General features: G+C 47.2%; 14 protein-coding genes. 11 read left to right on the forward strand and 3 right to left on the reverse strand.

The features are described 5' to 3' along the window. The first annotated feature begins 74 nt into the window (after positions 1-74). Together NYE28_RS16415 and NYE28_RS16420 are read left to right on the forward strand one after the other, a co-directional pair. Positions 75-1,358, forward strand: a complete 1,284-nt coding sequence (locus NYE28_RS16415) for a HAMP domain-containing sensor histidine kinase (RefSeq protein WP_043020761.1) — start codon at positions 75-77, stop codon at positions 1,356-1,358. A 47-nt stretch (positions 1,359-1,405) separates the two neighbouring features. Next, on the forward strand, positions 1,406-1,792 hold the full coding sequence (locus NYE28_RS16420; RefSeq protein ID WP_015240473.1) for a kinase-associated lipoprotein B: 387 nt from the start codon (positions 1,406-1,408) through the stop codon (positions 1,790-1,792). A gap of 24 nt (positions 1,793-1,816) precedes the next feature. On the opposite strand, the gene kapD is transcribed toward NYE28_RS16420, so the two are convergent. Further along, positions 1,817-2,434 carry a 3'-5' exonuclease KapD gene (gene kapD / locus NYE28_RS16425; protein WP_003152084.1) on the reverse strand — a complete coding sequence of 206 codons (618 nt, stop codon included), beginning with the start codon at positions 2,432-2,434 and terminating at the stop codon, positions 1,817-1,819. Positions 2,435-2,585: 151 nt separating this feature from the next. On the opposite strand from kapD, the gene NYE28_RS16430 reads away from it, so the two are divergent. The 3 genes from NYE28_RS16430 to NYE28_RS16440 all read left to right on the forward strand — a co-directional run bounded on the left by NYE28_RS16430 (position 2,586) and on the right by NYE28_RS16440 (position 6,229). Next, the gene (locus NYE28_RS16430) at positions 2,586-3,830 is read left to right on the forward strand and encodes a multidrug efflux MFS transporter (RefSeq protein WP_205829091.1); all 1,245 of its coding nucleotides are present in this window, start codon (positions 2,586-2,588) and stop codon (positions 3,828-3,830) included. An 89-nt stretch (positions 3,831-3,919) separates the two neighbouring features. Beyond that, positions 3,920-5,794: a transglycosylase domain-containing protein gene (locus NYE28_RS16435; RefSeq protein ID WP_012118304.1), complete on the forward strand. Its 1,875-nt coding sequence runs from the start codon at positions 3,920-3,922 to the stop codon at positions 5,792-5,794. A 21-nt stretch (positions 5,795-5,815) separates the two neighbouring features. After that, complete coding sequence (locus tag NYE28_RS16440) at positions 5,816-6,229, forward strand: thiol-disulfide oxidoreductase DCC family protein (protein WP_007408661.1); 414 nt, start codon at positions 5,816-5,818, stop codon at positions 6,227-6,229. 14 nt (positions 6,230-6,243) lie between these two features. Here NYE28_RS16440 and NYE28_RS16445 read toward each other — a convergent pair whose 3' ends face one another. Continuing rightward, positions 6,244-6,801 (reverse strand): YufK family protein, encoded by a 558-nt coding sequence (locus NYE28_RS16445; protein WP_007408662.1) that lies wholly within the window; start codon positions 6,799-6,801, stop codon positions 6,244-6,246. Positions 6,802-6,975: 174 nt separating this feature from the next. Between NYE28_RS16445 and malK the strand changes: the two genes are divergently transcribed. From malK to nupQ, 6 genes are all read left to right on the forward strand, one after another. Beyond that, positions 6,976-8,577: a malate sensor histidine kinase MalK gene (malK, locus tag NYE28_RS16450; protein WP_012118305.1), complete on the forward strand. Its 1,602-nt coding sequence runs from the start codon at positions 6,976-6,978 to the stop codon at positions 8,575-8,577. Then, positions 8,570-9,277, forward strand: coding sequence for a response regulator (locus NYE28_RS16455; RefSeq protein WP_003152077.1), 708 nt, complete (start codon positions 8,570-8,572; stop codon positions 9,275-9,277). The genes malK and NYE28_RS16455 overlap by 8 nt, the downstream gene beginning before the upstream one ends. 401 nt (positions 9,278-9,678) lie before the next feature. Further along, positions 9,679-10,752 (forward strand): BMP family protein, encoded by a 1,074-nt coding sequence (locus tag NYE28_RS16460; protein ID WP_007408665.1) that lies wholly within the window; start codon positions 9,679-9,681, stop codon positions 10,750-10,752. A 141-nt stretch (positions 10,753-10,893) separates the two neighbouring features. Then, positions 10,894-12,426, forward strand: coding sequence for an ABC transporter ATP-binding protein (locus NYE28_RS16465; protein WP_059367921.1), 1,533 nt, complete (start codon positions 10,894-10,896; stop codon positions 12,424-12,426). After that, positions 12,419-13,465 (forward strand): ABC transporter permease, encoded by a 1,047-nt coding sequence (locus tag NYE28_RS16470; RefSeq protein ID WP_012118308.1) that lies wholly within the window; start codon positions 12,419-12,421, stop codon positions 13,463-13,465. The genes NYE28_RS16465 and NYE28_RS16470 overlap by 8 nt, the downstream gene beginning before the upstream one ends. Beyond that, complete coding sequence (nupQ, locus tag NYE28_RS16475; RefSeq protein ID WP_003152071.1) at positions 13,466-14,425, forward strand: guanosine ABC transporter permease NupQ; 960 nt, start codon at positions 13,466-13,468, stop codon at positions 14,423-14,425. A 46-nt stretch (positions 14,426-14,471) separates the two neighbouring features. On the opposite strand, the gene NYE28_RS16480 is transcribed toward nupQ, so the two are convergent. After that, entirely contained in the window at positions 14,472-14,690 is a 219-nt protein-coding gene (locus NYE28_RS16480; protein WP_007408668.1) for a hypothetical protein, read from the reverse strand. Between the last annotated feature and the right edge of the window lie 93 nt (positions 14,691-14,783).

Consider the following 14,783-nt stretch of genomic DNA (forward strand, 5'->3'; position numbering starts at 1 on the left):
AGAAATATATACTTTTTTTTCCGGTAAAGATGTTATAATAGATTCATATTTACATAGGAAAGGATTTCGCATAAATGGAGATTGTAAAGGATTACCTGCTTCACTTCTCTTTTATTTTATTCCCTATTTTTCTTTATCAAGTCTTCTGGCTCAGCAAGCCCGATTTGCTTGTGCCGAGAGCGAACCGCCTGCTGGTCGCCGTATTTGCAGCGTCATCTTCCTTATTATGTACGGCTTTTCCCATCCAGGAGCTTCATTCCGTCCGTTACGGTTTGCAGCTGATTCCCATTATCGTCTGCCTGCTTTATTCCGGTACCGCCGCAGGACTTGCCGCAGGGGCGGCATCCGTTTTTTTTCAGCTCATATGGTTTGAACCTTCCGCTCTTTTTTTCTTATCCTTAATTCCTTTTTTAATCATCATCCCTATCCAGCTCCAAACGAAATGGCCTTTTTTTTCAAAGCGGAAGAAACTGCTTTTCGCTCTTCTCATCGGCTGCACTGAAACCGCCTTATTAACCGCATCTGTCTTCATCTATTCCGCGACCAATATTTTCAATTTTCAAAATCCATCTTCCGTTTATTATGAGGCGGCAGTATCTGTTTTTTTTCAAGTCAGCGCCCTTTTGCTGTGCATTTATTTGATTGAGATCATTGATGAGAATGCGTCCATGCGGGCAAGGCTGATTCACTCAGAAAAAATGGCCGTCGTCAGCGAGCTTGCGGCAAGCGTCGCCCATGAAGTCCGCAATCCGCTTACGGTCGTCAGAGGTTTTGTGCAGCTGCTGTTCAGCGGCGAGCAGCTTCAGGACAAATCCCACTCCGGATATCAGAAACTTGTGCTGTCCGAACTCGACCGGGCTCAGACGATCATTACGAATTATCTCGATATGGCGAAGCAGGATGACTATGAAAAAGAAAAGTTTGATATTTCTCTGCTCGTAAAGGAAACAGGTTCCTTAATGGAGTCTTATGCCAATTTTAAATCGGTGACCGTGACTGTTCAAAGCGAGCCTGATTTATATGTGTTCGGCGATGTAAAAAAACTGAAACAGGCCTTCATTAATCTGATTAAAAACAGTATTGAAGCTGTGCCCTCTGAAAACGGCCGAATCGAGGTCTCCGTCCAAAAACAGGAAGAGATAATTCTCATTCAGATTACGGATAACGGAATCGGCATGTCCGATGAAGAACTGCAGAAACTCGGCAAGCCATATTATACGCTGAAAACGAACGGCACCGGGCTCGGGCTTACCGTGACATTCTCGATTATTCAGCATCATGAAGGCTCCGTCTGTTTCACCAGCGGCGAGCACTCGGGCACAACGGCCTCAGTCAGGCTTCCGGCAGCTGTTCACTAGCCAACCGCGTTGATCTTTTATAGAATAACTAGAGAGAGGTGAACGCTATGAATACGTTTGAAATCGGCACAATCGTAAAAGGGTTTTATAAAACAGGAGCATACATAGGGGAAGTGACAGACGTCAGGCCCAATCACTATTTAGTGAAAATTAAAGCCGTTCTGACGCATCCCGCTCAAGGAGATCTTCATCATCCGAAGCAGGCGGATGTTCCGTTTTTTCATGAAAGAAGAGCGCTTGCATTCGGGGAACAGACAAACATACCGCATCAGATGGTCAAACCGTTTGATGGCGAGGTGCCTGATTATACGGCTTCCTTACAAGCAGCGTCTGCCCGGCTGAAAGATCAGCTTACAGCGGACGGCTCAGAATGGGCGGAACGTTCGCTCGACAACTTGGCCGCGTTAGAGCGTGACTATTTTAAAAGAACTTGACCCAGTCGGCATGATTGGGTTTTTTTATGTGGCCCGGCGAAACAGTTCAGTCAGATCGACGCGATCACCGATCGTCGGAGGTTTCGGTTTTTCAAGATATTGTTTATCCCGCTCGACAAGCTTGAATAATTTGTATGTCGTCCGCGCATCATCCAGCGCTTTATGATGCGTGCCCGTCCCTTTATCGCCATACTCTTCTGCCGCTTTCCAAAGGCCGGTCAATGTTCTGTCGCCGAAGAAGTTTTTGTATTCAAGGGACAGATCCCGAAGTTCTCCTTTGAACGGAAAAGGGATATGGTTAAACATGCAATTTTGCTTTAACACTTTCATATCCATATTGCCCCAGGTGACGATCGTACAGTTTTTATCAGGATCAAGCTCATTTAATTTGCGGATGAATTCATTAAACGTGATTCCGCCGTCCACGTCTTTTTGGGTGATATTCAGAAAGGTTTTGCATCGTTTCGTCAGCTTCGGAAATTTTTTCGGTTTGATATAACTCGAAAACGTTTCAGTCACTTCATCATTCACCGTCTTGACAATCCCCGCTTCAATAATCTCGGGAAAGAAATTTTGCGGGCTGTATTTTCCGTCAGGCATTGTAAATTCAAAATCAATAATGAGCAGACTGCGCTGATCCACTTTTTTTACACCTGCCTTTCCTCCGATCAAAAATGATATTTTATGATAGTATATCAGTTTCCCCTCTGAAACTTTCTCCATTTTCTAAAAATAATGAATTTTCCTATATCCGCATCGAAAATACAAATACCGGATTCATTCCTATATACTAATGATTAGATACGCGAAAAGTAAAGAAGGTGATGTTATTTCTGTCCGTAAGAAGAACTTCGTCGTCATTTGGATTACAAATTTCTTTATTTCCGCCAGCATGACCATGATTGTTCCGTTTCTTTCGTTATACATCGAAACGATCAGCCCTCATTCGGGCGGGTATGTGCAGAGATGGAGCGGGTATGTGTTCGGCGTCACGTTTTTAATGGCGTTTGTGATTTCCCCGTTTTGGGGCAGATTCGGCGATAAGCGCGGCTACAAAAAAATTCTCTTGATTACAGGAACCGGCATTGCCGTCAGCATTTTATTGATGGGGTTTGTGACATCCGTTTATCAGCTGTTTGTCCTGCGGCTGCTTATGGGTCTAGTAACAGGCTTTGTTCCGACATCGCTTGCCATGATTTCGGCGCAGACGCCGAAAGAGACTGCCGGGAAGACGCTCGGCACGCTGCAGATGGGTCAGGTGTCAGGCACTTTATTCGGACCGATGCTGGGCGGGCTGCTCGCTGACAGCTTCGGGTTTACGTACACATTTTTTATTACGTCTTTTGTCATTTTCGCATCCGTGCTTCTCGTTTTATTTCAGGTCAATGAGCAGCCGCTCGGCGAGAAACAAAACAAGCGGAAAACCTATTCCAGAAAACAGGTGCTCTCCTATATTTTTCACCAGCCCGCGCTTTGGGCGATGATGGTGCTTACTATGATCGTGCAGACCGGCAATTTCAGCATTCAGCCGCTGCTCGCTTTATATGTCAATGAGCTGCACGGACCTGTTAATTTAGCTTTTTTCTCCGGAATGGCGTTTTCAGCGACCGGACTCGGAAGCTTATTGCTTGCCCGGAAATGGGGGGACTTCGGCGACCGCTTCGGCCACAGCCGGATTTTAATCGTGCTTTTGATTGCCTCAGCGGTGTTTTTCATTCCGCAGGCGCTCGCCTCCTCCCTCTCCATTCTGTTAGTCTTCAGATTTCTGTTCGGCATGGTCATGGGCGGCACGCTCCCCTGCATTACGGCCGCAATCCGCGTCAGGGCGCCGGGCAGCATCCAGGGAGAGGTGCTCGGCTATAACGTCAGCTTTCGTTTTCTCGGAAATGTGCTCGGCCCTCTGCTCGGAGGTGCGGTCTCGAGCGGTTTTTCCATTTCGGCTGCTTTCTACGTCACCGCCTTTCTCTTTTTAATAGGCGCGGGGCTCTTATGGATGGCGGGACATCTGCAAAAGGATACAGCGTCAAATGCGGGCTGACCGGCAGCGATCACGATTTCTTCTAAATTTAACCTTCTCGTATTCTTAAAAGAATGATACGATATGGCTAGAAATCAGGAGAAAAGAGAGTGACCATGGTACGTAAAATAATCGGATGGATTTTGCTGCTCGGCATTATCCCGTTGTGTGCATTTACAGTTATTGCTTCCGGCAAAGAGGTAAAACAAATCAAGCCTTTTGATCAGGTGCTCGATAAACATATTGATTTAAAAGCGATCAACCTGGTTCAAAACAGTTACATGTATGACAGGGACGGAAGCCTTGTTTCTGAGATTGTCAGCGATCATGAGAACCGCGTGATCGTGCCCTTTAATAAAATACCGAATGAGGTAAAACAACTGTTTTTAACCTCTGAAGACCGTCATTTTTATGAGCATAAAGGGTTTGACTTTATGGGGATGGTCAGGGCGGCCGCCTCCAATTTCAAAGATCATAAAATTGATCAGGGCGCCAGCACCATCACCCAGCAGCTGGCAAGGAATGTGTATTTAAGCCATGAACGCACCTTCAGCCGAAAACTGACGGAGCTGGCCTATTCCTATCAGCTTGAGAAAAAATACAGCAAAGATGAGATTTTAGAAGGCTACTTAAATACGATTTATTTTAATAACGGCGTATACGGTGTCGGTTCGGCGGCACAATTTTATTTCAGCAAGCCGCTGAAATCTCTCACTTTGGGAGAAATGGCCTTTATCTGCGCCATCCCTAATAACCCTACATTATATGATCCTCTCAAGCATTTTGATTATACGAAAAAACGACAAGTCAGATTGCTTAACGGATTAAAAAAAGCAGGCGTTATATCCGGGAAACAGCTGAAAAAAGCCGAAAAGGAAAAGATCAAGCTTGATATAAACGAAAAAACAAATAAATATCCTGACTATGTTTCCTATGTAAATGATGAATTCACACAGCTTGTTTCATCATCCGAAGGCTATGACAAACGTCTTGAAAAAGCTTCCGGAAAGGCGAAACAAAAAATACAGAGTGAGCTTTCAGACAGAGTCAGCACATTGTTAAAAGACGGCGTGAAGATTTATACGGCGCTGAATCCGTATATGCAAAACCAGGTCGTCGCCCAAGTGAATCAAAATCTGCCGTATGCAGGCGTCCAAGGCGGAGCGGCCGTGATTAATCATCAGACACATCAGATTATCGCGCTTTCAGGCGGGAAAGATTACCACAAATATGATTTCAACCGTGCCTATCAGGCATACAGACAGCCCGGTTCATCCATTAAGCCGCTGCTTGATTACGGACCTTACATTGAAAAGACCGGCGCAACGCCACACAGCAAGATTGACGCAAGCAAATTCTGCAGTGCGGATTACTGTCCGCAAAACTACAATAACCGCACGTACGGTACGGTCACGCTGGAAACGGCGTTTAAATACTCGTACAACACACCGGCCATCAGAATCATGGACCGCGTCGGCGTCAATAAGGCGTTCAGCTACCTTGAACCGTTTCATTTCGCGAAGCTGGTCAGCGCGGATTACCGTCTGCCTGCGGCGCTTGGCGGTTTTACAAACGGCATGACGCCGCTTGAAATGACCAATGCGTACACCACGTTCGGCAACAACGGCGTTTATACGCCGAGTCACGCGATTACAAAAGTGACTGATTTAAAAGGAAAAACGATATTAAAATGGAAAGATGAGCCGACGCAGGTATTCAGCGTGCGGACCAACATGCAGATCAAAGAAATGATGAAAGCCGTCGTCAAGAGCGGTACAGGAAAGAAAGCGAACTTTAAAGCTCCGTACGTCGGCGGAAAATCAGGAACGTCAAATGACTATCACGATATGTGGTTTGTCGGCCTGACGGACGCTTATACGATGGGGGTATGGGTCGGCAAGGATACACCGTCAAGCGTCGAATATCTTCATGACGCAAGCCCTCAGCTTTCGATCTGGAAAAACACGCTGCAGGCAGCTTATTAAAGATAACGGAGGGGATCCGCTTTGAAACCAGCTCAGCTTCCGGACCGCGTACTTTTGTTTGACGGCGTCTGCAACTTATGCAACGGCGCCGTTCAATTCATCATTAAACGCGATCCGGCCGGCAAAATCTCATTTGCTTCATTGCAATCAGATACCGCCCGGGAGCTTTTGGCATCAGAAGGACTTCCGACAGAACAATTTGACAGCATGATTTTTATCGAAAACGGGCGGATATACAAAAAATCCGCAGCCGTGTTAAAGGTTTCCCGTCATCTCCGCGGAGCCTGGCGGCTGTCAGCGGTTTTTTTCGCAGTGCCCCGCCCCCTCAGGGACAGAGCCTATTCTTTCATCGCCCGGCGCCGCTACAAATGGTTCGGAAAAAGGGAAGCATGCATGCTCCCCTCCCCTGAGATCAAAAACAGATTTCTGTCTTAACAAAAATGGCTAGCTTACACAGGTAAGCTAGCCATTATGCTATTATAAAGCTTGATAAAGATGTACAAAATACCGATAACAAAAGTAAACCAAAACAGAATCTCAAGCAATATAAAACCGATCAGCGAAACGATCGAGAGTGTCGAATAGATTCTGTACACCATGAAAATCAAATAAACGAGCGTAACAACGGCAAATAACGCCGCAATCCAAAAACCATTCTGCACGAGCGCAAAGGAAAGAATTCCTCCGCCTACATAAATTAAAGAGCCTAATCTGATTTTTTTCAGATTGTCCCCTTCAGGGTCATTTGTGAAAAACAAAAGAGACAGCTCTGTCACTGTGTTTGCAATCAGCTTCAAAGCCGAAAAAAGCATAAAATACACAAGGGCGAACGCTGCAAAAAGCGCCAGTCTGATCCCTTTCTCAGAGAAATAATCCAGCATCCCCTGATACATGCCGAGCGTCTGAAGTATCTTCATGACATAAAGCGAGGTAGAAATGGATAATGACGAACTAAAAAGCAGAATCGCAACGAGCGGAAAATAACCCGTCCAATAAGTATTTTTCATATAAAAAGTCCCTTTCTGTAATCTACCTCACTTATTATGGAGGACTTAAAACACATTGACAAGATAAAAAATACCATTTTTCCTCACTTTTACGAAATAAGGGCCTGATCTTCACAAACCGGCTTTTTCGGAGTAAAGTAGAACGCGGGAATGATAAACGTAAGGAAGGCTGTTATGAAAAAAACATTAAAATTGCAAACCCGATTAACGATATTTGTCTGTATTGTCGTCCTTATCGCACTTTGTATCACCTTTTTCACGATCAGCGTCCAAACAGCAGACCGCGTGAAAGAAGAAGAACGGACGACCGCGCTGCGCACCGCAAAGCTGGTCGCGGAAACACCGAGTGTCGCGCGGGCATTGCAAACAAGAAAAGGGCTGAAAGAGCTCCGGGATTATACATTAGACGTCCAGCATACGACAGGAACCGAATTTGTCGTGGTGATGGATATGAACAGCATCCGCCTCACCCACCCCGACGCAAATAAAATCGGGAAGAAATTCACCGGCGGAGATGAACAGCCGGCGATGCACGGGCATATCAAAACGAGCACATCAGCGGGAACTCTCGGAAAATCCATGAGAGCCTTCGTACCGATCTATGGAAAAGATAAAAAACAAGTGGGCGTCGTTTCGGTCGGAATTTCGCTTAACAAAATACAGGATGTCGTCAGCCACAGTTTGAGACCGCTTTATTTCATCATCTGCGTAAGTATTTTTGTCGGCGTCATCGGAGCCGTCATTGTCGCCCGCACCGTCAAAAACATTATGTACGGTCTTGAGCCTTATGAAATCGCCACCCTCCTGGAAGAGCGGAGCGCCATGCTCGAATCAACGAAGGAAGGCATCCTGGCGGTTGACGCGCGTGGAAAAATCAAGCTCGCCAATGCGGAAGCGAAACGGCTTTTTATTAAAATGGGTATTCCGACTAATCCGGTCGATCAAGATGTGAACGATATTCTCCCGAAAAGCCGGCTGAAACAAGTGATTGAAACGAAAAAACCGCTTCAGGACAGGGATATCCGCATTAACGGGCTTGAGCTGGTCTTTAATGAGGTTCCGATTCATCTAAAAGGACAAACCGTCGGAGCGATCGCCACGTTCAGGGACAAAACGGAGGTCAAACATTTAGCAGAACAGCTGTCCGGTGTTAAAATGTATGCAAACGCATTAAGAGCCCAGTCTCATGAATTCATGAATAAGCTTCATGTTATTTTAGGGCTTGTCCAGTTAAAAGAATACGATGATCTCGGCACTTACATTAAAGACATTGCCATTCAGCAGAAGACGGAAACAAGCGAGATTATAAGTGATGTCAAAAGTCCGGTTCTCGCAGGGTTTCTTCTAGGAAAACAAAGCTACATACGCGAACAGGGCGCTGATCTGGACATTCAGCTCGGCAGCCTGATCCCGAATGCGGCAGATCCGGCCGTCATCCATGAGCTTATTACGATTATCGGAAACCTGTTAAACAACGCGCTCGACGCGGTGGCGCAGATGCCGAAAAAAAACATTACGTGCTCGATGCGGTTTCAGGATCGCCAGCTTGATATAGAGATTACGGACACGGGAGCCGGAATGTCTGCGGCAGACCAAGCCCGTATTTTTGAACAAGGTTATTCCACGAAAGGGACAAACCGGGGGTTCGGCCTCTATTTCACCCAGCAGGCAACAGAAAATTTAAAAGGCCATATGATTGTGACAAGTGAAAAGAATGAAGGAACGACTTTCAGTCTTCGCATTCCGTATGAACCGAAGGAGGAAAATGATGATTAATGTACTCATAGTTGAAGACGACCCCATGGTGGGTGAATTAAATAAACGCTATCTCAGCCAGATTGAAGGATTTCAGCTGAAAGGGATCGCATCATCCTTTCAAAGCGCGCTGCACGTGCTGAGCGAGCATCATATCGATCTCATCCTTCTTGACATTTACATGCCGGGAAAAAACGGGCTTGAGCTATTAACGGAAATCCGCAAACAAAATGAATCGGTTGATGTCATCGTCATTTCGGCCGCAAGCGAGCTGGACGTCATCAAAAAAACGCTTCGGTACGGCGCCGTCGATTATTTAATCAAACCATTTGAATTTGACCGCTTTCAAACCGCTCTTTCCGACTACAGACGCAAGCAGAAAGTTTATCAATCACACAGAAGCATGACACAGAAAGAATTGGATGCCGAGCTTTTTCAAAAGAAAGAAGCGGCGGAAAAGGTTCACCTTCCGAAGGGATTGACAAAAAGCACGCTTAAACTCATCTGGGCGAGCATTGAGTCTTTCGGCGACGGCTCTTTTACCACGGAAGATCTCGCCAAGCATACTGAAATCTCGCAAGTCTCCATCCGGAAATACCTTAAATTTCTGGAAGACATACAAGTGCTGAATGTAGAGATGGCGTACGGCACGATCGGCAGACCCGTCTTCCAATATCATATCAACACCGGCAATGTCAGCAGCATCAAACAATATTTATAATGTCAAAAAGCGCCGTCCCGCTGTGAACGGTGCTTTTTTACTGTCATATCCCGTGACAAAAGGCTTGAGATTCCTTTTTTGTATGCTATATAAGGATAATGACCCGGCTGATCCTCCTCTGTTTTATCCAGATGAGGAAGCCGATTCATAAAATTGATATTTTTTTAAAAATAAGCAAATTTCTATTTATTTATGGCGGGTAAAATGATAAATTATGATTGGTTAGCAGATCTTTTCAGATAAGTCATAAGTCCCGAACCCGGAAGAGACAGCCGCTCAAGGCGGGAAAAAGAGAGACGTCTCATCATTATTATCAGAAAGTTTTTTCGATTCTGCATCCGGTACGGGGACTCAAGTCTGAATTGAACGGCACAGCCATATTTTACAGGGGGGTTATATCTTTGAAAAAACGCAAAATCGGAATGGCGATGGCGCTCATCGCGGCGGCCGGAACCATATTAAGCGCATGCGGTTCAAGTGACAAAGCAAACGGCTCCGGCAGCAAAAACTTTACCGTCGGCATGGTAACGGACATCGGCGGTGTCGATGACAAATCATTTAACCAGTCCGCCTGGGAAGGTATTCAGGCATTCGGAAAAGACAACGGGCTTACAAAAGGCAAAAGCGGTTTTGACTATCTTCAATCAAAATCAGATGCAGATTATACAACGAACTTAAATAAATTAGCGCGGGAACACTTTGACCTGATTTACGGCGTCGGGTATCTGATGCAGGATTCCATCAGCGAAATCGCCGATCAGCGCAAAGACACAAATTTTGCGATCATTGACGCCGTTGTCAAAAAAGACAACGTGGCGAGCCTTACATTTAAAGAGCAGGAAGGTTCATTCCTCGTGGGAGCGGCCGCTGCGCTATCGAGCAAAACGGGAAAAGTCGGATTCGTGGGCGGAATGGAGTCTGAATTGATCAAAAAATTCGAAATCGGCTTCCGTGCGGGTGTACAAGCCGCAAATCCGAAAGCGACCGTCGAAGTGAAATATGCGGGCGGATTTGACAAAGCCGATGTCGGTAAGGCGACGGCTGAAAGCATGTACAAATCAGGCGTTGACGTCATTTATCACGCGGCCGGCGCAACGGGAACGGGCGTCTTCACAGAAGCGAAAAATCTGAAAAAAGAAGATCCGAAGCGGAACGTATGGGTCATCGGAGTTGATAAAGACCAGTACGCGGAAGGTCAAGTCAAAGGCACAAAAGACAATGTCACTCTCACATCAATGGTCAAAAAAGTGGATACAGCCGTAGAGGACTTAACGAAAAAAGCGAGTGACGGCAAATTCCCGGGCGGCAAAACATTAACATACGGTTTGGCGCAAGATGCAGTCGGCATCTCGGATCACAAGGAAAACCTTTCTGACGACGTCATCAAAGCAACAGACGATTGGAAGAAGAAAATTGCGGACGGACTCGAGATCCCTTCAACTGAAAAAGAATTGAAATCCTTCAAGGCTGAGTAAGAATCAGGGGATAAGGAGACTTCCGTGCTTATCCCCTCTCTTTTATGAAAAGAGCGGTGAAGGAAAAGCTGCATCTCTTGCAGCTTTTCTTTTGCCAAGCTCTTTCTCATCAAAGTATCTCTGAAAAGGAGCGTCAAATCGGTGGATTATATCATTGAAATGCTTAATATACGCAAGGAGTTTCCCGGAATCGTCGCCAATGATGACGTCACGCTTCAAGTAAAAAAAGGCGAAATACACGCCCTTCTCGGTGAAAACGGCGCCGGTAAATCGACACTCATGAACGTTTTATTCGGCCTGTATCAGCCGGAAAAAGGCGAGATCCGGGTGCGGGGCGAACGCGTTCACATCAACAGCCCGAACAAAGCCAACGATCTCGGCATCGGGATGGTGCACCAGCATTTTATGCTTGTGGATACCTTTACCGTCTCAGAAAATATCATTCTCGGAAAAGAGCCGAAAACATTCGGCCGAATTGACAGACAGCGCGCCGCCCGGGATGTGCGCGATATTTCCGACCGTTACGGCCTGCACATTGATCCTGAAGCCAAAGTTGCCGATATTTCCGTCGGTATGCAGCAGCGGGCGGAAATATTAAAGACCCTCTACCGGGGCGCCGACATTCTCATTTTTGACGAGCCGACCGCGGTACTGACCCCGCACGAAATTCAAGAACTGATTCAGATTATGAAAAATCTTGTCAATGAAGGAAAATCAATTATCCTCATCACCCACAAATTAAAAGAGATTATGGAAGTCTGCGACCGTGTCACCATCATCCGGAAAGGAAAAGGCATTACAACACTCGATGTCGCACATACGGATCAAGATGAACTGGCAAGCCTTATGGTCGGACGCGAAGTGTCATTCAAGACGGATAAACAAGCGGCCGATCCGAAACAAGAAGTGCTTTCACTTTCTGATGTAACGGTTAAAGACGCGCGCGGCGTTGAGGCGGTCAAACAGCTCTCCCTCTCAGTCAGAGCCGGTGAAATCGTCGGCATTGCGGGCGTTGACGGAAACGGCCAGTCTGAATTAATTGAAGCCATTACAGGTCTCAGAAAAACGAATGCCGGCACGATCACGTTAAACGGCAAACAGCTGCAAAACATGCCGCCCAGGAAAGTCACTGAAGCCGGCATCGGGCATATTCCGCAGGACAGGCATAAACACGGGCTCGTCCTTGATTTTCCGATCGGAGAAAATATCGTGCTGCAAAGTTATTACCAAAAGCCCTACTCTTCTTTCGGCATATTAAATAAACACACGATTTATGACAAAGCGCGAAGCCTGATTAAAGAATACGATGTCAGAACACCTGATGAATATACGCCTGCGCGCGCTCTCTCCGGGGGGAATCAGCAAAAGGCCATTATCGGCCGGGAAGTGGACAGAAATCCGGATCTTTTAATTGCGGCCCAGCCGACGCGGGGACTCGATGTCGGCGCGATTGAATTCGTCCATAAAAAGATCATTGAGCAGCGTGACGCCGGTAAAGCGGTGCTTCTGTTATCTTTTGAACTTGATGAAATAATGAATCTCAGCGATCGCATCGCCGTCATCTTTGAAGGCAGCATCATCGCAAACGTCAATCCGCTTGAAACAAACGAGCAGGAGCTCGGACTTTTAATGGCGGGAAGTAAGCAAATGGAGGCGGGGAAAACACATGATTAATCGACTTTCTCATCTGGCTGTGCCGCTGATTGCGATCATCCTTGGATTAGCTGCGGGTGCGGTCATCATGCTCGCCAGCGGCTACAATGTCGTAAGCGGGTATTCGGCTCTTTGGAGCGGCATTTTCGGTGAAGTGTATTACATCGGGGAATCGATCCGGCAGATTACGCCATATATTTTGTCCGGATTGGCCGTGGCATTCGCATTTCGGACCGGCCTGTTTAATATCGGGGTTGAAGGACAGCTCCTTGTCGGCTGGACCGCCGCGGTGTGGGTCGGCGCTTCCTTTGACGCCCCCGCTTACATCCACCTTCCGCTTTCGTTATTGGCGGCTGCGGCTGCGGGCGGCATTTGGGGCCTGATTCCCGGATTTTTAAAAGCCCGTTTTTTTGTCCACGAAGTGATTGTCACGATCATGATGAATTATATCGCTCTTCATTTAACCAATTATCTCATTTCCGATGTCATGACGGACCACCGGGACAAAACAGACAAAATTCATGAAAGCGCGTCGCTCCGCTCGCCGTTTTTAGAGCAGCTGACAGATTACTCCCGCCTTCACTGGGGCATTCTGATCGCTCTGTTTGCGGCAGTCCTCATGTGGTTTATCATTCATAAAACAAAAAGCGGATTTGAATTCCGGGCTGTCGGCTTTAACCAGCACGCCGCACAATACGCCGGAATGAGCGTCAGAAAAAATATGATGTACGCCATGATGATTTCCGGCGCCTTCGCCGGGCTTGCCGGCGCGATGGAAGGACTCGGAACCTTTCAATACGCGGCGGTTAAGGGCGCCTTTACCGGCGTCGGCTTCGACGGCATTGCGGTTGCGCTTCTCGGCGGCAGCACGGCAATCGGCGTTGTTCTGGCGGCATGTCTTCTCGGCGGCCTTAAAGTCGGGGCATTAAATATGCCGATTGAATCCGGGGTGCCTTCTGAAGTCGTTGACATCGTCATCGCCATTATTATTTTGTTTGTGGCATCAAGCTACGCCATCCGTCTCATCCTTGATAAATTGAAGAAAAAGGGGGCGAAGTAAGTGGACTTCCTGCAGATTTTATCCATTATTGTCCCGGCAACACTCGTATATGCGGCTCCGCTTATTTTAACCGCTCTCGGCGGCGTGTTTTCTGAAAGATCGGGAGTTGTCAACATCGGTCTTGAGGGACTGATGATTATCGGCGCCTTTACAAGCGTCATGTTCAACTTATTTTTCGGACGCGAGCTTGGCGCCGCCGCTCCGTGGCTCGCCTTGGCTGCGGCTATGATTGCCGGCGGACTGTTCTCACTGATCCACGCGGCCGCCGCGGTTTCTTTCCGCGCCGATCAGACGGTAACCGGTGTGGCGATCAATATGCTCGCGTTAGGAGCGACACTGTTTATCGTCAAGCTGATCTACGGAAAGGCGCAGACTGATAAAATCCCGGAGCCCTTTTACAAAACGAACATTCCCGGGTTAAGCGATATTCCGGTTTTAGGAAAGATTTTCTTTTCCGACGTATATTATACGTCGATTTTAGCCATCGTACTGGCCTTTGTTTCCTGGTTTATTTTATTCAAAACGCCGTTCGGCCTCCGCATCCGTTCTGTCGGGGAACATCCGATGGCGGCCGATACGATGGGAATCAACGTGTTCGGCATGCGCTATATCGGCGTCATGATCAGCGGGCTGTTCGGCGGGCTCGGCGGCGGTGTATATGCTTCCACGATCGCGCTTGATTTCACGCACTCCACCATTTCCGGGCAAGGCTTTATCGCTCTCGCCGCGCTGGTTTTCGGCAAATGGCATCCGATCGGCGCGCTCGGGGCGGCGCTGTTCTTCGGGTTTGCGCAGAGTTTGAGCATTATCGGCTCGCTTTTGCCCCTGTTCAAAGACATTCCGAATGTATACATGCTGATGGCTCCTTACATTCTGACCATTCTCGCGCTTGCCGGCTTCATCGGCCGCGCGGATGCGCCTAAAGCCAACGGCATCCCTTACATTAAAGGAAAACGCTGATTGCCACAAAAAAAAAGAGTTCCGCACCCTGGTGCCGGAACTCTTTTCATCTATATACGATTCTGATATACTCACGCGGCTGAAACGGTGTTTGCATTGATTCAGCCGCACTCAGCTTGTCTTCCGCGTATTCCGCACCGAGAAAAAAACGCTCCCAATTATCTGCCTCCGTCTGCTGCCGCGTTTTGCAGAAATCGTCCGCTATGAATGTTCCTGCAATAATAGAACAAAATATTCCAATACAGGCCGCCGCCTTTCTCTTCATCTGACCAGCTCCTTTTTTAAAAGCTTGATCTGAAAGATAAATGTATATACAAAGATCAGGATATTTGATAAATTTATTTTGGGTTCAAAAGAC

The organism is Bacillus sp. FSL R5-0443 (assembly GCF_038608285.1).
Taxonomy (GTDB): domain Bacteria; phylum Bacillota; class Bacilli; order Bacillales; family Bacillaceae; genus Bacillus; species Bacillus velezensis.

Excerpts from the sequence above, each read along its gene's own strand:
- NYE28_RS16415 (WP_043020761.1), top strand. The coding sequence starts at position 75 with ATGGAGATTGTAAAGGATTACCTGCTTCACTTCTCTTTTATTTTATTC.
- NYE28_RS16420 (WP_015240473.1), top strand. The coding sequence starts at position 1,406 with ATGAATACGTTTGAAATCGGCACAATCGTAAAAGGGTTTTATAAAACA.
- NYE28_RS16430 (WP_205829091.1), top strand. The coding sequence starts at position 2,586 with ATGATTAGATACGCGAAAAGTAAAGAAGGTGATGTTATTTCTGTCCGT.
- NYE28_RS16445 (WP_007408662.1), bottom strand. The coding sequence starts at position 6,801 with ATGAAAAATACTTATTGGACGGGTTATTTTCCGCTCGTTGCGATTCTG.
- malK (WP_012118305.1), top strand. The coding sequence starts at position 6,976 with ATGAAAAAAACATTAAAATTGCAAACCCGATTAACGATATTTGTCTGT.
- NYE28_RS16455 (WP_003152077.1), top strand. The coding sequence starts at position 8,570 with ATGATTAATGTACTCATAGTTGAAGACGACCCCATGGTGGGTGAATTA.
- NYE28_RS16470 (WP_012118308.1), top strand. The coding sequence starts at position 12,419 with ATGATTAATCGACTTTCTCATCTGGCTGTGCCGCTGATTGCGATCATC.
- NYE28_RS16480 (WP_007408668.1), bottom strand. The coding sequence starts at position 14,690 with ATGAAGAGAAAGGCGGCGGCCTGTATTGGAATATTTTGTTCTATTATT.